The following is a 15,691-nucleotide window of genomic DNA, read 5'->3' on the forward strand; positions in this document are numbered from 1 at the left end:
GGAGGGTGATGGCCGAGCGGCCAGCCAACCAGTATATGCCGCCGCGCCTGTGGCGACGCCCGCCACGGATATCCCTCTCCAGGGTGACCGAGGCGATACCCCGGAGTGATGTCCCTCTCCCCACCCGCTGCTTACGGTGCCGGAGTGGACATCCTCAACGATCTCATCCTGCAGGCGATCGCCTCCCCCTGGCTGTACGCCGTGCTGTTCGCGGTGACCGTGATCGACGGGTTCTTCCCGCCGGTCCCGAGCGAGACGGTCCTCGTCGCCGCGGCGGCGGTGGCCGCGTCCACCGGTGACGGCGACATCGTGCTGCTGGGTGCCGTCGCCGCCCTGGGCGCCGCGATCGGCGACAACATCGCGTTCCTCATCGGCCGCCGACTGGGCACGACGAGATTCGCCTGGATGCGGCGCCCCCGCGTCGCCGCCGCCTTCGCCTTCGCGCAGCACGCCCTCGACCGCCGCAGTGCCACGCTGATCCTCGGCGCCCGCTACATCCCGATCGGACGCGTCGCGGTGAACATGTCCGCCGGAGCGCTCGGGTTCCCCTGGCGGCGGTTCCTCCCGCTGAGCCTCATCGCCGGTGTGAGCTGGAGCGTGTTCAGCCTCGCGATCGGGCTGCTCGCCGGCGCCTGGCTGCACGACCAGCCCGTGCTCAGCGCCGCGATCGGCATCGTCGTCGCGTTGCTCGTCGGTGTGATCATCGACCGGATCGCGGCGCTCCGCCGACGCCGTACGCCGGTCGCGCACCTGGCAGGATGAGACGCATGGCACGCCGCCGAGAGCGCACCCCGCGCCCGCCACGGATGAGCCGTCGCACCGGCGCCCTCGTGGCGCTGACTGCGGCGGTCGTCGTGCTGTACGCGCTCCTCGTCTCCCTGCAGACGGTGCTCTCCGGCACGCCGCTGCCCCTGTCCTTCCTGCTCGGCGCCGCCGTGTGCGGCGCTCCCCTCCTCGTCCCCTCCCGGCCGCGGACGGCGATCGTCGTCTTCGCCGCCGGCGCCTTCCTGCTGCCGCTCCTCGTCGAGCCGGCGCGCGCGATCCACTCCCCCTGGCCCTGGTCGGTACCGGCGCTCCTGGCCTTCGTCCTCCTCGTGGGCGTGATGTCCTTCGTGCAGGGAGCCCGCCTCGGAGGCCTCACCCTCGTGATCGGCGCACTGACCTCGCTGACGGCGCCGCTGCTGCGCCCGGACATGGTCGCGACGCCGGCGAGCTCCGGCAGCGCCACCGCCAATCTCATCGTGACGACCTCGGTCGCTGCCGCGATGCTGCTCATCGCCGTCCTCGTCGCCGGTCGCGTGCGTGTCGCCGCGGAGCTCACGAGGGAGAAGGAGCACAGCGCGCTGGAGGAATCCCGGCGCGCTCTCGTGGAGGAGCGCACCCGGATCGCCAGGGAGCTGCACGACGTCGTGGCGCACAGCATGTCGGTGATCCAGGTGCAGGCGTCGACCGCACGCTACCGGATCGCGGACCTCGACGCCGAGGCCGCCGCCGAGTTCGACGACATCGCCGCCACAGCGCGCACGTCGCTCACCGAGATGCGGCGCATGCTGGGCGTGCTCCGCACCGAGGACCAGCACGCCGAGCTCGCACCGCAGCAGGGACTGGACGACGTTCCGGCCCTCGTCGACACGATCCGCCGGGCAGGGGTGGAGGTCGGCCTCGTGCTGGAGGGGATGGAAGCGGCCTCCGCGGCGGGACCCGGCGTGCAGATCGCCGCCTTCCGCATCGTGCAGGAGGCGCTGAGCAACGCCGTCCGCCACGCGCCTGGTGCCCGCGTCACCGTCCGCCTCCATGCCGACGCCGATGCCCTGCACATCCGTGTGCACAACGCCGCACCGCCGCAGGCGACCGAGAGCCCCTCCGGCGGCTACGGCCTCCGGGGAATGCGCGAGCGCGCCGAACTGCTCGGCGGAAGCCTCGCCGCCGGGCCCTCCGACGACGGCGGCTGGACCGTCGAGGCCGCCCTGCCGCTGTCTGCAACGGCCGTACCGCCCACCCCGACCGCCTCGGCGGAAGACAAGGAGAACCCGTGACGATCAGCGTGCTCATCGCCGACGACCAGGCGATGGTCCGCGCCGGTTTCGCCGCCCTGCTGGACGCGCACGAGGGGATCCGCGTGGTGGGCCAGGCGGCCGACGGCGCGGAGGCCGTGACGCTCGCCGCGCGGCTCGATCCCGACGTCATCCTCATGGACGTCCGCATGCCGGAGCTCGACGGCATCGAGGCCACCCGCCGCATCCTCGGTCCGTCGTACCCTGCCGCGCACGTGCCGCGGATCCTCATGCTCACCACCTTCGACATCGACGACTACGTCTACGACGCCCTCGCCGCCGGGGCCAGCGGGTTCCTCCTCAAAGACGCTCTGCCGGAGGAGCTCGTCCATGCGGTCCGCGTGGTGGCCGGCGGCGATGCGCTCCTCGCCCCCAGCGTGACCCGGCGCATGATCGAGCAGTTCGCCGGACGGCGGCCGGCCTCGCGGCGGTCGGCGACGGCCCTCGCCGAACTCACCGACCGCGAGCGGGAGGTCCTCGTCCTCATCGGCAAGGGCCGGTCGAACACCGAGATCGCCGGCGACCTGTTCATCGCGGAGCAGACCGTGAAGACCCACGTCGGCAAGGTGCTCGCGAAGCTCGGCCTCCGGGACCGCGTGCACGCCGTCATCCTCGCCTACGACACCGGCCTGGTCGAGCCCTCCGCCTGAGTCACCCCTGCGTAGGGGTCAGGACGGCACCACGGAGTGATGTCCCGCCCACCACCGCCTCCATAGCCTCCGAGGACACCGTTCCCAGGAGGACTCATGGTCATCGCCGCGGCTCCACGCCTCAGCACCCCCGCCCCCGCCCCCGCCCCCGCTTCATCCGGCCACGCGGGTCACCGCGACACCGGCATCGACGTCGTGCGCGCCGTCTGCGTGCTCGGCGTCGTCCTGCTGCACGCCGTCATGGTCGGGGTCACGGTGTCCGAGACCGGGCCGGTGTTCGAGAATGCGAGCGACGGCACGAGCTGGATCGCCCCGCTGAGCTGGCTGCTGCAGGTGATGCCGCTCTTCTTCGTGATCGGGGGATTCTCCGGGCTCCTCGCGTACCGCCGCCTCCGCGCCCGCGGCGGGAGCGCGACCGCCTTCGTGGCCGGTCGGGTGCACCGGCTCCTGCGCCCGGCCCTGTTCACGGTCGGCGCGGTCGGGGTCGCGCTCGCGGTGCTCACCGTCCTCGGTGTCGCGCCGGATCTCATCGCCGTCGCCGGCTTCCGATACGCACAGCCGCTGTGGTTCCTCGGGGTCTTCCTGCTGTGTCAGGCGCTGCTCCCCGCGTTCGTCGCCCTGCACGACCGCGCGCCCCTGCGTACGATCACCCTCCTCGCGGGTGCGGCCGTGGCGGTCGATGTCCTGCGGGCCGTGACCGGGACGGACGCCGTGGGCTTCCTCAACCTCGCTTTCGTGTGGTTGACGATGCAGCAGCTGGGATTCCTCCTCGCCGACGGCCGCGTGGACGCCCTTCGTCGCCGGACCCGCGTCACGATCGGCATCGGCGCCCTCGGGGTGCTCGTCGCCCTGTTCCTCATCGGCGCGTACTCCCCCGACCTCATCGCCAACATCAACCCGCCCACGTTCGCCCTGCTGCTGGTCGGGCTGATCCACACGATCCTGTTCTCCCTGTACCGGGCGCACATCGGGCGCCTCAGTCGTCGCCGTCCGGTGGCCGCGTTCACCGCCTTCGTCACCCGGCGGACGATGACGATCTACCTTTGGCACATGCCGGTGCTGCTGGCGATGGCCGGGGCGACGGCGCTGGTCGCTCTCCTCGGCGGATTCACTCTGCCCGCGCTCGACAGCGCGGAGTGGTGGGCCGCCCGCCCGCTGTGGCTCCTGACCGCTGTCGTCCTCACCGCGATGGTCGCGGTCCGTGTCGACCGGTTCGAGAATCACCCCTCGCCGCAGGCCACGTCCTCGCGGCGCCGCCTGGCCGTGGGAACCGTCCTCGGCCTCACCGGAGTGGTGCTGCTGCTCGTCCTCGGCACGACCGTCTCCACCGCCGCCCTCGCGGTGCTGCTCCTGGTCGCGGCGCTGCGGCTGGCGGGACGCTCCGAAAGCCCCGTCCTGGTGTGACCGTCAGCCGACCCCGCGGGCCGCGAGGGCATCGCCGACCTGATCCGCGTGGCGCAGCGTCAGCACGAGCAGCGGCACCACGCCGCGCACGCCCAGGCGGACTCCTCGTGCGCGCTCCGCGTCCCGCACCCGCTGCGCGAGTCCGGCCACGACGGGAACCATGGTCAGCGTGAGCGACACCGCCATCGACACCGCCTCCGGATCGACCCCGACGCGCCGCAGCGGACACAGGAGGCGCTGCAGCACGGCCAGGAGATCGGACATGCGCGTGGTCAGGGTGAGGAGGGCGGCGAGCAGCAGCAGCACGGCGACCCGCCCGGTGCTCACCCAGGCGGCGACGGGAGACACGAAGACGGCGAGGGCGATCGCGAGCACGAGCAGGACCGCACGCAGCCGCCACAGCTCCGTCACCGCGGCGGAGAGCGGCACCCCCGCGATCGGGTAGAGCGCGAGCACGGTCGCGAGGCAGACCGCGATGCTGAGCGGCCCGTGCGGGAACAGCGTCAACGCGAGCGCCGCGACGGCGAGCCCGGCGAGCTTCGGACCGGCCGGCACCCGATGCATCAGTCCCGCACCGACCGGGGACGGCAGGATCATGCGCACAACCGGCGGTAGCGTGCGATGACCGCCTCGGGCTCTCCCTGTTCGACGACGCGCCCGCCGTCGAACAGGACGGCCGTGTCGCAGCGGGCCGCGAGCTCGAGATCGTGGGTGACGATCAGCACCTGCGCCTCCTGCGACAGAAGGAGGTCTCCGATCCGCCGCGCGTTGCGCAGGTCGAGGAGTGTCGTCGGCTCGTCCGCCACGATCAGCGCCGGCTCGGCGAGGAGCACCGCGGCGAGGGCCAGCATCTGCTTCTGTCCTCCCGAGAGCGACGACGCCGGGATGTCGGCGTGGGCACCGAGACCGTGCCGCTCCAGGGTCTCCTGCACGCGGGCGGCGATCTCGTCACGGGGCCGCCCTCGGAGCGACAGCGCGAGATCCTCGGTTGGAGTCGGCATCAGGATCTGGGCATCCGGATCGGTGAAGACGAAGCCCACCCGACGGCGCACGGCGGTCCGCTCCCGGAGCGTGTCGAGGCCGTGGACGGTGACCGTTCCCGTGGTCGGCGTCATGAGGCCGTTCAGCAGCCGGGCGAACGTCGACTTCCCCGAGCCGTTCGCTCCGATCACGGCGATGCGCGGTGCGGTGAGCTCCAGCGTCACGTCGTCGAGCAGCACGCGGTCGTCGACGGTCACGCCCACGCCGTCGAGACGCAGCGTCCCCGGCTCCGCGATCGTCGTCGCGTCCCGCTCCCGCCAGCGCATGCATCCTCCTGAACACCGTTCACCTGAACGCCGTTCACTATAGTGGGGGCATGAGTCCCGAGACGAATCCCGCCCGTCACGATCGGGAGAGCGTCGCACGGACCGCCCTCGCCCTTCTCGACGAGGTGGGGCTGGCCGATCTCTCCATGCGCCGGATCGCGGCCCGGCTCGACGTGCAGCCGAGCGCTCTCTACTGGCACGTCGCGAACAAGCAGGAGCTCCTTGCCGGCCTCGCCGATCGGATCACGGCGACCGTCCCAGACGGAGCGGAGGGCGTCCTCGCGACCGCCCGCGCGCTCCGCGACGCCCTCTTCGCCTACCGGGACGGCGCCGAGCTCGTCCTCAGCACGTACGCGCTCCAGCTCGGCTCCGCGCATGCCCGCGACGCCCTGGTCGCCGCCCTCCACGCCGAGGGCGCCACTCACGCCGAGGATCGCGGGGCGGCGATCCTGCACTTCGTGCTCGGCCATGCCACCCTCGTCCAGCAGCGGATGCACGCCGACAGCCATGGCGCACTCCCGGCCTCCGGCGAGGTCGACGTCACCGCGGGCCTGGACCGGGTGTTCGACCTCGGCGTCCTCGCCCTGGCCGGCGAGCTCAGCGCACCGATGACTCCGCGGCGTGCCCGAGCCTGAGCCCGGGGATCACCGCGAGCAGCACCAGCCCGACACCGAGGACGAACACGACGGCGAACGCGTCCGCGCCGCCGCCGAGGGTGGCGACGGCGAGCCCCGCCAGCGCGATGGCCACCGCCGAACCCGTGGCATCCGAGATCGACAGCGCCGAGGAGTTGAATCCCTGGTTCGTCTCGTCTGAGTAGGCCAGCGTCAGCACGGTGAGCCGCGGATACAGCAGCCCCATGCCGCCCCCGGCGAACGCCCACCCGACGATCACGAAGACCGGGGAGGCATCGAACGCCGCTGCGGCCAGGACGCAGAGCATCGCCACGAGCAGTGCGCCGAGGCTGAGCGCCGTGATGCGGTGATTGCCCAGCCGCTCACCGTAGCGGCCCTGCGCAGCCGACGCCCCGGCCCAGGCGAAGGCCGCGAGCATCAGGGCGACTCCGGCCCAGGTCGCGGAGAAGTCGAACTTCCGCATCAGCAGGTACGGGATGTAGGCCTCGGCGGCGAAGAACGCCCCGGCTGCGATCCCGCGCATGAGCACGACGCTGGGGAGCCCGGCACCCGCGCGCAGCGTCCGTCGTGGCAGGAGCGGCAGCACGACGACGCCGATCGCGAGCACGGCCCCCAGTGCCACCGGCCACCCGATCGCCGGATCCAGCTCGGCGGACAGTCCGATCACCACCGCGAGCACCGCCACGACGACGGCCAGCAGCAGACGGGTGAGCAAGGCCCGGCGGTCTTGCGGCTCCCCGCGGCCGAGATCGACACCCCGCAGACGGATCGCGATCATCGAGAACGCGATCGCGGTCAGGACCGCCACGCCCAGGAACGCCCAGCGCCAATCGAGGTACTCCGCCACCGCTCCCGCGAGGAAGGGTCCGATCATCGACGGGACCACCCAGGCGGCCGCGAACGCCGCGAACACCCGGCCGTGCAGGTGCGGCGGATACAGCCGCGCGACCACGACGTACAGGGCCACCGTCTGCCCACCCGCGCCCAGCCCCTGCACCAGTCGTCCGATCAGGAACTGGGGCATCGTCGTCGCGAACCCGGAGATCAGCAGCCCCAGGATGAAGAGGGCGACGGCGGCGTACAGCGCGCCGCGCGGACCACGCGTGTCCGACCAGGACCCCGCCGCGACCATCCCGATCACGCTGGTCGCGAGCGTGCCGGCGAAGGCGACCGCATACAGCGACTCCCCGTCCAAGGCGTCGCTGACGATCGGCATGACCGTGGTCACCGCCAGGGCCTCGATCGCGGCGAGGAAGATCAGGGCGACGGCACCCAGGGTCACCCAGAACCGGCTGCGGTCCCAGATCGTGGCGGTGGGATCCGCCGCCGTCATCGCTCGACGAGCGCGGCGATGCGCTCGATCGCCTCGGTGAGGACCTCCGGGCTCGTGCCGAAGTTGAGTCGCACGTGCCCGGCCCCTTCTTCGCCGAAGGCCGGGCCGAAGTGCAACGCCACCTTCGCCTCGCGGAGGATCTTCCGGGCGGGGTTGTCTCCCCAGCCGAGGGCGGAGAGGTCGATCCACGCGAGGTATCCCGCGTCCGGAAGGCGATAGCGGGCGGCGGGGAGGTGACGGGCGAGCAGGTCCTCCAGCAGGACACGGTTCTCGTCGAGCGTGCGCAGGAGGCCGTCGAGCCACGCGTCGCTCTCCTCCGAGAACGCGGCGACGGCGGCGAGCAGACCGAACTGCCCCGTCCGCCACTCCACCTCGACCGGCAGGTCGCGCACGACCGCGGACGTCTCCTCCGCGGCGGTGACCATGAGCGCGCACTTCAGCCCCGCGAGGTTGAACGCCTTGCTCGCGCTGACGACCGCATAGCCGATGCGGGCCGCCGCGTCGCTCACGGCGAGGAACGGCGTGAATCCCGCGCCCGGCTGGGCGAGCGGCGCATGGATCTCGTCGGAGACGATCGTCGCGCCGTACTCCTCGGCCAGTTCGGCCAGCGCGGACAGCGTCTCCCGATCGTGCACGGTGCCGGTCGGGTTGTGCGGGTTGCAGAGGAGCATGGCCGTCGCGCCGTCCTCGAAGGCGGCGCGGATCCCGTCGAGGTCGAGCTCCCAGCCGGTCCCCGTGTCGCGCAGCGGGACGCGCTGCACCTCGGCACCGGCCTCGGCGACGAGGTCGTAGAAGGGCGGGTAGACCGGCGGCGTGACGACGACGCGCTCCCCCGGCTGCGTGACGCGACGGAGGATCTCGACGATGCCCATGCTCACGTCCGCCGTGCTGCGCATCCGCGCCGGGTCGGGGCGCCAGCCGAAGCGACGCTCCGCGAAACCCGCATACGCCTCCGCCAGCGGTGTCCGCGAGGCGATGTACCCGGTGTCCCCGAGATCCAGCGCCCGCTGCAGTGCGGCGGTGATCGCCGGGGCGAGCGGGAAGTCCATCTCCGCGACGAAGAGGGGCAGCACGTCCTCGGGATACTCCCGCCACTTCTCGCTGGTGCGCTCACGCAGCTCCGACAGCGGCAGGGCCTTCACCGACAGCATTCGTCCTCCGATTCTCCCCGCGTCGATGCGGAGACGTCGAAGCGGGCGTGCCCGGCACGCCCGCTTCGTCTGGTGGTCAGGTGACCGGAACGCTCAGATCGCGAAACCGAGCGCACGCATCATGTCGCGCCCGTCGTCCGTGATCCGCTCGGGTCCCCACGGCGGCATCCACACCCAGTTGATGCGGAAGCGGTCCACGACGTTGTCGAGGGCCTGCGCCGTCTGGTCTTCGAGGACATCCGTGAGCGGGCAACCCGCGCTGGTCAGCGTCATGTGGATGACGAGAGCGTCGTTCTCGTCATCCCAGGCCAGGTCGTAGATGAGTCCGAGGTCGACGACGTTGATCCCGAGCTCAGGATCCATCACGTCCTTGAGAGCCTCGGTGACCGCGTCGTACTTCTCGTCCGTCAGGGTCGCTGTCATGCGATCAGCCTACGCCTCGATGGGAGCGGAGGGGTCGAGGAATCGGTCGTAGCCCTCGTTCTCCAGACGGTCGGCGAGCTCGGGGCCGCCCTCCTCGACGATCTTGCCCGCGACGACCACGTGCACGTAGTCGGGGCGGATGTAGCGGAGGATCCGGGTGTAGTGCGTGATGAGCAGCACACCGAGGCCGGTGGACTCCTTCGCGCGGTTGACACCCTCGGAGACGATCTTCAGCGCGTCCACGTCGAGGCCGGAGTCGGTCTCGTCGAGCACGGCGAACTTCGGCTTGAGCACCTCGAGTTGGAGGATCTCGTGGCGCTTCTTCTCGCCGCCCGAGAAGCCCTCGTTGACGTTGCGCTGCGCGAACTTCGGGTCCATGCGGAGGTTGGCCATGGACTCCTTGACGTCCTTGGTCCACTGCCGGATCGAGGGCGCCTCGCCGTCGAGCGCGGTCTTCGCGGTGCGCAGGAAGTTCGTCACGGTCACGCCGGGGATCTCGACCGGGTACTGCATGGCGAGGAACAGACCGGCGCGGGCGCGCTCGTCGACGCTCATCGCCAGGACGTCCTCACCGTCGAAGGTGATGGAGCCGGAGGTGACCGTGTACTTCGGGTGGCCGGCGATCGTGTAGGCCAGGGTGGACTTGCCGGAGCCGTTGGGGCCCATGATGGCGTGGGTCTCACCGGTGTTCATGGTGAGGGTGATTCCGTTGAGGATCGGGGTGGTCCCCGCCTCGGTCTCGACCGTCACATGCAGGTCGCGGATCTCGAGAACAGACATTCTTCAGACTTCCTTCGTCACAGCGGGATCGATGAGCACGTCGTCGCCGTCGATCTCGACGACGTAGACCGGGACGGGCTCATATGCGGGGAGATTCTGGGGCTTGCCGGTGATCAGGGAGAAGGCCGAGCCATGGGCCCAGCACTCCACCGTGTCACCTTCCACGAAGCCCTCGGACAGCGAGATGTCGCCGTGGGTGCAGGTGTCGCCGATGGCGTGGATGACGCCCTCGCCGTCCTTGATGACCGTGATCGGCACACCGTCCGGCTCGACGCGCAGCGGCGTGTCCTGCTCCAGCTCGGAGACGCCGCAGACGCGCTGCGCGGTCACGCGTCCACCTCGGCGAGCTCGGCCTCGATGGCGGCCAGCAGCTCCGACTCCAGGTCGGGGATGCCGAGGCGCAGCACGATGTCGGTGAGGAAGCCGAGCACCACCAGTCGGCGGGCCTCGTCCTCCGGGATGCCGCGGGCCTGGAGATAGAAGAGCTGCTCGTCGTCGAAGCGGCCGGTGGCACTCGCGTGCCCGGCGCCGACGATGTCGCCCGTCTCGATCTCGAGGTTCGGGATGGAGTCGGCGCGTGCGCCCTCCGTGAGCACCAGGTTGCGGTTGGCCTCGTAGGAGTCGGTGCCGGTGGCCTCCGCCCCGATCAGCACGTCGCCGATCCACACGCTGTGGGCGCTCTCGCCCTGCAGCGCGCCCTTGTAGAGCACGTCGCCGGTCGTGTGCGGGCCCTTGTGGTGCAGGTACACCTGGCTCTCCAGGTGCTGACCGGAGTCGGCGTAGGAAAGCCCGTAGAGGTAGCCCTCGGAGCCGGCGCCGGCGAGCTCGACGCTCGGGTTCACGCGCACCACGCCGCCGCCGAAGCTCACGACGAAGTGCTTGAGGGTGGCGTCGGCCGCGACCCGCGCCTGGTGGGCGGCCGCGTGCACGGCGTCGTCGTCCCACTGCTGCACGGAGACGACGGTGAGCTTCGCCCCGTCGCGGACGATGATCTCGACGTTCTGGGCGTACTGCGCCGAGCCCTTGTGCTGCAGCACCACCGTGGCGGCGCTGTGCTCGAGGGCCTCGATCACGATGTGGGCGTCCGCCCGACGGTCGGCACCGGCGCCCGTGAGCGACAGGAAGATCGGCGCCGCGACCTCCTCCTCGCGCGGGATGCGGATGTGCAGGGCCTCGGAGGCGCCCTGCCACGCGACGGCGGCGGTGATGTCCTCGGCGAGGAAGACCTCACCGCGCGGAGCGGTGCCCGCCGTGAGCGGTGCGGCCACGTACTGCTCGCCGGACGTGAAGGAGTACTGCACGCCGTCCTCGCCCTCCGCGGTGCGGAACAGCGGCGTGAGCGCGGCCACCGGCGTGTGCTTCCAGTTCACCTCGCGACCGGTCGGCGTGCCGAAGTCGTCCGGGTCGAACGAGTGCGGACGCTCGGAGCGGGTCTGCACCGGGACGAATCCGGCGTCCGCCACCTGGGCGGCCGGGTCGATGTGCGCGTTCGTGTGCTGCGCCTCGCTGGGCGCTGTCGTCGAGGCCGCCATTTAGCCGACCGATCCTTCCATGCCCATCTCGATGAGCTTGTTCAGTTCCATCGCGTACTCCATCGGCAGCTCGCGCGCGATCGGCTCGATGAAGCCGCGCACGATCATCGCCATCGCCTCGTCCTCGGGCATGCCGCGGGACTGCAGGTAGAAGAGCTGCTCCTCGCTGACCTTGGAGACCGTGGCCTCGTGGCCGAGCTGCACGTCGTCGACACGGATGTCGATCGCCGGGTAGGTGTCGGACCGGGACTTGGTGTCGACGAGCAGCGCGTCGCAGCGGACGGTGTTCGCCGAGTGATGGGCGGCGGCGTCGACACGGACCTCGCCGCGGTAGCCGGCACGGCCACCGCCGCGGGCGATCGACTTCGAGACGATCGACGACTGCGTGTACGGCGCCATGTGGATCATCTTCGCGCCGGCGTCCTGGTGCTGGCCGGGGCCGGCGAAGGCGACGGAGAGGGTCTCGCCCTTGGCGTGCTCACCCATCAGGTAGATCGACGGGTACTTCATCGTCACCTTGGAGCCGATGTTGCCGTCGACCCACTCCATGGTCGCGCCCTCGTGCGCCACGGCGCGCTTGGTGACCAGGTTGTAGACGTTGTTCGACCAGTTCTGGATCGTCGTGTAGCGCACGCGGGCGTTCTTCTTCACGATGATCTCGACGACGGCCGAGTGCAGGGAGTCCGACTTGTAGATCGGGGCCGTGCAGCCCTCGATGTAGTGGACGTAGCTGTCCTCGTCGGCGATGATCAGGGTCCGCTCGAACTGGCCCATGTTCTCGGTGTTGATCCGGAAGTAGGCCTGCAGCGGGATCTCGACGTGCACGCCCTTGGGGACGTAGACGAACGAGCCGCCCGACCAGACGGCGGTGTTCAGCGCGGCGAATTTGTTGTCGCCCGCGGGGATGACCGTGCCGAAGTACTCCTCGAAGAACTCGGGGTGCTCGCGCAGGGCGGTGTCGGTGTCCATGAAAATGACGCCCTGGGCCTCCAGGTCCTCGCGGATCTGGTGGTACACGACCTCGGACTCGTACTGCGCGGCGACGCCGGCGACGAGGCGCTGACGCTCGGCCTCGGGGATGCCCAGGCGCTCGTACGTCTCGCGGATCTCCTCGGGGAGGTCTTCCCAGCTCTGCGCCTGCTTCTCGGTGGAGCGGACGAAGTACTTGATGTTGTCGAAGTCGATGTCGCTGAGGTCGGCACCCCAGGTCGGCATCGGCTTGCGGCCGAAGAGCTGATAGCCCTTGAGACGGGTCTTCAGCATCCATTCCGGCTCGTTCTTGAGGGCCGAGATCCCGCGGACGACCTCTTCCGAGATCCCGCGTTTCGCGACGGCACCCGCGGCATCCTCATCGTGCCAGCCGAATTCGTACACCCCCAGACCATCGAGCTCCGGGCGGTCGATCAGCACATCCGACATGCAACACTCTCCTCACAGGTCCCAAACGGTGTCATCCGCCCCGACACACCTGATCCCCGTCGAGTCTGCGGGAGCGGGTGCCGTTGGTGGGGCCCTCATCACGGGCGCTTCCATCGCGCCTAAACTGTTGACGATGCTTCAGCGCTGTCAGCGCTCATCGCAACAATCCGATTCTACAGGTTCCGCCTGACGGACGGGCCGTGCGCCACGTCTTCGACGGGCCGGAGGACTTATGCCCGAGACGACCATCCCCGCCCCCTCGACGACCGGGGCGACCGCCTCCCCCCGCTCCGCGGTGTGGGGTCGTGCGCTCACCGTCTTCGCGTGGCTGTCGTTCCTCAGCGAGACGATCATCATCGGCACCGGCGGCGCCGTGCGGCTGACTGGATCCGGCCTCGGCTGCACCGAGTGGCCGCTGTGCACGCCCGAGTCGCTCGTCCCGATCGTCGAGGTGCAGGGCATCCACGGGATGATCGAGTTCGGCAACCGGCTGATGACCGGCGTCGTCGGGATCATCGCGATCGCCGTCGTCCTGCTCGTCCTGCACACCATCAGCGGCCGCCGGGCGCTCATCGACGCCCTGTGGTTCGCCGTCGGCGGTCTCGCCGGCGCGGCCGTCGCCTTCGCCCTGGTCTCGCTCACCGACTTCCCGGCGTTCCCCGTCGCGTCCGCCGTCCTCCTGGTCGCGGTGATCGCGGCGGCGGTCCACTCGGTGCGCACGACGCCCGCCCGGCGGGATCTCGTCCTCCTCGCCTGGCTCGTGCTGATCGGCGTCGTCGCACAGGCCCTGGTCGGCGGCATCACCGTGCTCACCGGCCTGAACCCCTTCATCGTCGGGTTCCACTACACGTCGTCGCTCCTGCTCGTCTGCATCACCGCCGCGTTCCTCGTGCGGCTGGCGACTCCGGAAGGACCGCGCGAGCGGGCCGTCCCCACCTGGTTCGCGATCGTGACGCACGTCACCGGCCTCGCCCTCGCCGTGACCATCCTGTTCGGCGTGCTGACGACCGGATCGGGCCCGCACTCGGGCGACGCCGACGTGCTTCGCCGCGGCTTCGACGCCACGGTCCTCGCCCACGTCCACTCCTGGCCGGGCTACATCCTGGCCGCCCTCGTGCTCTTCCTGACGGTGTCCGCCTGGGTCCTGCGCCTCGAGCCCCGGCGGTGGCTGCTCGTGCTCGTCATCGCGATCCTCGTGCAGGTGGCCGTCGGCGTCTGGCAGGCGCGGGAGGGGCTGCCGCCCGTGCTCGTGGGCATCCACATGGTCCTTGCATCGCTGTCGGCCGCGACCTACACGGTCGTCGTGCTGCACCTCAAGCGCACCGCGTCCGTCGTACCCGCCCCCGTCGATTGACCTGCCGCACAGACGATCCATAGCGCGCGCACCGGGCGCTCATCACCGCATCGACCATCGTGGTCGACATGAACAAGACACTCACCCGCAGCGCCGGGTTCTGGCTCCTCATCGTCGTCTCCCTCGCCGCGGTCGGGGTCGGCGGCTGGATGATCGCCGGACAGGTCGGCACGATGACCACGACCCTGATGGACGGCACCGCCACCGGTGTCGAGGTGTACGTCGGTCAGTCGCTCGTCGTCGTCGGCGCGGTCGTCCTCGGCGCGGGCCTGGTGGGCCTGCTCCTGTCGCTCGGCCTCGTCGCCGCGCGCACGCTCGTCGCCACCCCCGTCACCGCCGCGCCGGTCGTCGAGCACGAGGCGCCGAGCATCCAGGACGAGACGATCGAGACGGTCTCAGTCCCGCGCGACGAGCCCGCTCTCCGGACCGCCGATGCCGAGTTCGCAGAGCCGCAGGTCGATGCGGAGCCTCAGGCTGACGAGCCCCAGGCCGACGAGGATCAGAAGGGCAGCAGCGGGTCGATCGCCACGGCGACGAACAGCAGCGTCAGGTAAGTGATCGAGGCGTGGAAGACTCGCATCGGCCGCGCCTCGGTCCCCCGCACTGCCTGGTTATACAGGCGGTGCGACTCATAGATGAACCAGCCGCCGAACACCAGGGCGGAGACGGTGTAGACGAGGCCCATGCCGGCGATCGGCACGAGCAGCAGCGAGCAGGCGACCGTGGCCCACGCGTACAGGATGACCTGCAGGCCGACCTGCGACGCGTTGCGGGTGACGCCGAGCATGGGCACGTCGACATCGTCGTAGTCGTCCTTGTACTTCATGGACAGCGGCCAGTAGTGCGGCGGCGTCCAGAGGAAGACGAGCAGGAAGAGGATGAAGGCCGGCCAGTCGAGCGAACCGGTGACGGCGGACCAGCCGATGAGGACCGGGAAGCACCCCGCGATTCCGCCCCAGATGATGTTCTGCTCGGTGCGGCGCTTGAGGATCATCGTGTAGATCACGACGTAGAAGAAGATCGCGGAGGCCGACAGGATCGCCGTGAGCGGGTTCGTGGTGAACCAGAGCCACACGGTCGACACGATCGCGAGCGTCCACGAGAAGATCAGGGCGCCACGCGGGCTGACCTCGCCGGTCACGAGCGGCCGGTTCTCCGTGCGGTGCATGTGCGCGTCGATGTCGCGGTCGAGGTACATGTTGAACGCGCCCGCCGAACCGGCGCTCATCGATCCGCCGATGACCGTCGCGAGGACCAGCCAGAGATCGGGCAGTCCGCCCTGCGCGAGGAACATGACCGGAACGGTCGAGACGAGGAGGAGTTCGAGGACCCGGGGCTTCGTCAGAGTGACGTAGGCGCTCACCGTGCGACCGATGGACGACTTCCGTACGGTCTGATCAGACATCGTCGAGATCTCGATCGCCTCCTCCGCGCGCGTTACCGGACAACCTCTCCAGTGTATGACACGCCGTGACGCGTTCCGCGCCTTCCACCCCTCAGTCGCCGGGACCGTCCCCGCTATGCTGAGAGCACTCGCGCGCCCGGTGCTGCGCACAACCCCGCCCGTCTCCCGGACGATGCGGGATGCGCCAGGGAAGTTGCGGATGCGCCAGGGAATACCGGCGCCCTCGAAACTGTCGGAAAGGGCA

Annotated in this window: 17 protein-coding genes; 7 read left to right on the forward strand and 10 right to left on the reverse strand. The window is 70.4% G+C overall.

Annotated features, from left to right (window positions below):
• Positions 1-108: 108 nt before the first annotated feature.
• The 4 genes from AC2W7E_RS02510 (at position 109) to AC2W7E_RS02525 (ending at position 4,108) form a co-directional block, all read left to right on the forward strand.
• Positions 109-762: a DedA family protein gene (locus tag AC2W7E_RS02510; protein WP_378871314.1), complete on the forward strand. Its 654-nt coding sequence runs from the start codon at positions 109-111 to the stop codon at positions 760-762.
• A gap of 5 nt (positions 763-767) precedes the next feature.
• Positions 768-2,036: a sensor histidine kinase gene (locus AC2W7E_RS02515; protein WP_338566191.1), complete on the forward strand. Its 1,269-nt coding sequence runs from the start codon at positions 768-770 to the stop codon at positions 2,034-2,036.
• Positions 2,033-2,704, forward strand: coding sequence for a response regulator (locus AC2W7E_RS02520; protein WP_085607696.1), 672 nt, complete (start codon positions 2,033-2,035; stop codon positions 2,702-2,704). Before AC2W7E_RS02515 ends, AC2W7E_RS02520 begins: the two co-directional genes overlap by 4 nt.
• A 96-nt stretch (positions 2,705-2,800) precedes the next feature.
• Positions 2,801-4,108 carry an acyltransferase family protein gene (locus AC2W7E_RS02525; protein WP_485988472.1) on the forward strand — a complete coding sequence of 436 codons (1,308 nt, stop codon included), beginning with the start codon at positions 2,801-2,803 and terminating at the stop codon, positions 4,106-4,108.
• Between the two features lie 3 nt (positions 4,109-4,111).
• On the opposite strand, the gene AC2W7E_RS02530 is transcribed toward AC2W7E_RS02525, so the two are convergent.
• Positions 4,112-4,705, reverse strand: coding sequence for a CbiQ family ECF transporter T component (locus AC2W7E_RS02530; protein ID WP_366215543.1), 594 nt, complete (start codon positions 4,703-4,705; stop codon positions 4,112-4,114).
• A complete protein-coding gene (locus tag AC2W7E_RS02535) occupies positions 4,702-5,415 on the reverse strand; it encodes an energy-coupling factor ABC transporter ATP-binding protein (protein ID WP_485988473.1) in 714 nt (237 codons plus the stop codon). Before AC2W7E_RS02535 ends, AC2W7E_RS02530 begins: the two co-directional genes overlap by 4 nt.
• A 50-nt stretch (positions 5,416-5,465) precedes the next feature.
• Between AC2W7E_RS02535 and AC2W7E_RS02540 the strand changes: the two genes are divergently transcribed.
• The gene (locus AC2W7E_RS02540; protein ID WP_485988474.1) at positions 5,466-6,050 is read left to right on the forward strand and encodes a TetR family transcriptional regulator; all 585 of its coding nucleotides are present in this window, start codon (positions 5,466-5,468) and stop codon (positions 6,048-6,050) included.
• Here AC2W7E_RS02540 and AC2W7E_RS02545 read toward each other — a convergent pair.
• The 7 genes from AC2W7E_RS02545 to sufB form a co-directional block, all read right to left on the reverse strand.
• Positions 6,013-7,383: an MFS transporter gene (locus AC2W7E_RS02545; protein ID WP_485988475.1), complete on the reverse strand. Its 1,371-nt coding sequence runs from the start codon at positions 7,381-7,383 to the stop codon at positions 6,013-6,015. The two genes, AC2W7E_RS02540 and AC2W7E_RS02545, sit on opposite strands and share 38 nt — an antisense overlap.
• Positions 7,380-8,534: a MalY/PatB family protein gene (locus AC2W7E_RS02550; RefSeq protein ID WP_085607705.1), complete on the reverse strand. Its 1,155-nt coding sequence runs from the start codon at positions 8,532-8,534 to the stop codon at positions 7,380-7,382. Before AC2W7E_RS02550 ends, AC2W7E_RS02545 begins: the two co-directional genes overlap by 4 nt.
• Before the next feature lie 93 nt (positions 8,535-8,627).
• Positions 8,628-8,957, reverse strand: coding sequence for a metal-sulfur cluster assembly factor (locus AC2W7E_RS02555; RefSeq protein ID WP_017202280.1), 330 nt, complete (start codon positions 8,955-8,957; stop codon positions 8,628-8,630).
• A 9-nt stretch (positions 8,958-8,966) separates the two neighbouring features.
• The gene (gene sufC / locus AC2W7E_RS02560; RefSeq protein ID WP_025103648.1) at positions 8,967-9,737 is read right to left on the reverse strand and encodes a Fe-S cluster assembly ATPase SufC; all 771 of its coding nucleotides are present in this window, start codon (positions 9,735-9,737) and stop codon (positions 8,967-8,969) included.
• Positions 9,738-9,740: 3 nt separating this feature from the next.
• Positions 9,741-10,067, reverse strand: coding sequence for a non-heme iron oxygenase ferredoxin subunit (locus AC2W7E_RS02565; RefSeq protein ID WP_025103649.1), 327 nt, complete (start codon positions 10,065-10,067; stop codon positions 9,741-9,743).
• Positions 10,064-11,269, reverse strand: a complete 1,206-nt coding sequence (gene sufD / locus AC2W7E_RS02570) for a Fe-S cluster assembly protein SufD (protein ID WP_062634313.1) — start codon at positions 11,267-11,269, stop codon at positions 10,064-10,066. The genes AC2W7E_RS02565 and sufD overlap by 4 nt, the downstream gene beginning before the upstream one ends.
• The gene (gene sufB, locus AC2W7E_RS02575) at positions 11,270-12,688 is read right to left on the reverse strand and encodes a Fe-S cluster assembly protein SufB (RefSeq protein ID WP_025103651.1); all 1,419 of its coding nucleotides are present in this window, start codon (positions 12,686-12,688) and stop codon (positions 11,270-11,272) included. It lies immediately after the preceding gene.
• A 232-nt stretch (positions 12,689-12,920) separates the two neighbouring features.
• On the opposite strand from sufB, the gene AC2W7E_RS02580 reads away from it, so the two are divergent.
• A complete protein-coding gene (locus tag AC2W7E_RS02580; RefSeq protein ID WP_025103652.1) occupies positions 12,921-14,042 on the forward strand; it encodes a COX15/CtaA family protein in 1,122 nt (373 codons plus the stop codon).
• 68 nt (positions 14,043-14,110) lie between these two features.
• On the forward strand, positions 14,111-14,596 hold the full coding sequence (locus AC2W7E_RS02585) for a hypothetical protein (RefSeq protein ID WP_025103653.1): 486 nt from the start codon (positions 14,111-14,113) through the stop codon (positions 14,594-14,596).
• On the opposite strand, the gene AC2W7E_RS02590 is transcribed toward AC2W7E_RS02585, so the two are convergent.
• The gene (locus tag AC2W7E_RS02590; protein ID WP_029989291.1) at positions 14,542-15,447 is read right to left on the reverse strand and encodes a heme o synthase; all 906 of its coding nucleotides are present in this window, start codon (positions 15,445-15,447) and stop codon (positions 14,542-14,544) included. The genes AC2W7E_RS02585 and AC2W7E_RS02590 overlap by 55 nt on opposite strands.
• Positions 15,448-15,691 lie beyond the last annotated feature (244 nt).

Source organism: Microbacterium sp. CFSPD4_SD4 (assembly GCF_057364585.1).

Excerpts from the sequence above, each read along its gene's own strand:
- AC2W7E_RS02510 (WP_378871314.1), top strand. The coding sequence starts at position 109 with ATGTCCCTCTCCCCACCCGCTGCTTACGGTGCCGGAGTGGACATCCTC.
- AC2W7E_RS02515 (WP_338566191.1), top strand. The coding sequence starts at position 768 with ATGGCACGCCGCCGAGAGCGCACCCCGCGCCCGCCACGGATGAGCCGT.
- AC2W7E_RS02525 (WP_485988472.1), top strand. The coding sequence starts at position 2,801 with ATGGTCATCGCCGCGGCTCCACGCCTCAGCACCCCCGCCCCCGCCCCC.
- AC2W7E_RS02530 (WP_366215543.1), bottom strand. The coding sequence starts at position 4,705 with ATGATCCTGCCGTCCCCGGTCGGTGCGGGACTGATGCATCGGGTGCCG.
- AC2W7E_RS02535 (WP_485988473.1), bottom strand. The coding sequence starts at position 5,415 with ATGCGCTGGCGGGAGCGGGACGCGACGACGATCGCGGAGCCGGGGACG.
- AC2W7E_RS02540 (WP_485988474.1), top strand. The coding sequence starts at position 5,466 with ATGAGTCCCGAGACGAATCCCGCCCGTCACGATCGGGAGAGCGTCGCA.
- AC2W7E_RS02545 (WP_485988475.1), bottom strand. The coding sequence starts at position 7,383 with ATGACGGCGGCGGATCCCACCGCCACGATCTGGGACCGCAGCCGGTTC.
- AC2W7E_RS02550 (WP_085607705.1), bottom strand. The coding sequence starts at position 8,534 with ATGCTGTCGGTGAAGGCCCTGCCGCTGTCGGAGCTGCGTGAGCGCACC.
- AC2W7E_RS02555 (WP_017202280.1), bottom strand. The coding sequence starts at position 8,957 with ATGACAGCGACCCTGACGGACGAGAAGTACGACGCGGTCACCGAGGCT.
- sufC (WP_025103648.1), bottom strand. The coding sequence starts at position 9,737 with ATGTCTGTTCTCGAGATCCGCGACCTGCATGTGACGGTCGAGACCGAG.
- sufD (WP_062634313.1), bottom strand. The coding sequence starts at position 11,269 with ATGGCGGCCTCGACGACAGCGCCCAGCGAGGCGCAGCACACGAACGCG.
- sufB (WP_025103651.1), bottom strand. The coding sequence starts at position 12,688 with ATGTCGGATGTGCTGATCGACCGCCCGGAGCTCGATGGTCTGGGGGTG.
- AC2W7E_RS02580 (WP_025103652.1), top strand. The coding sequence starts at position 12,921 with ATGCCCGAGACGACCATCCCCGCCCCCTCGACGACCGGGGCGACCGCC.
- AC2W7E_RS02585 (WP_025103653.1), top strand. The coding sequence starts at position 14,111 with ATGAACAAGACACTCACCCGCAGCGCCGGGTTCTGGCTCCTCATCGTC.
- AC2W7E_RS02590 (WP_029989291.1), bottom strand. The coding sequence starts at position 15,447 with ATGTCTGATCAGACCGTACGGAAGTCGTCCATCGGTCGCACGGTGAGC.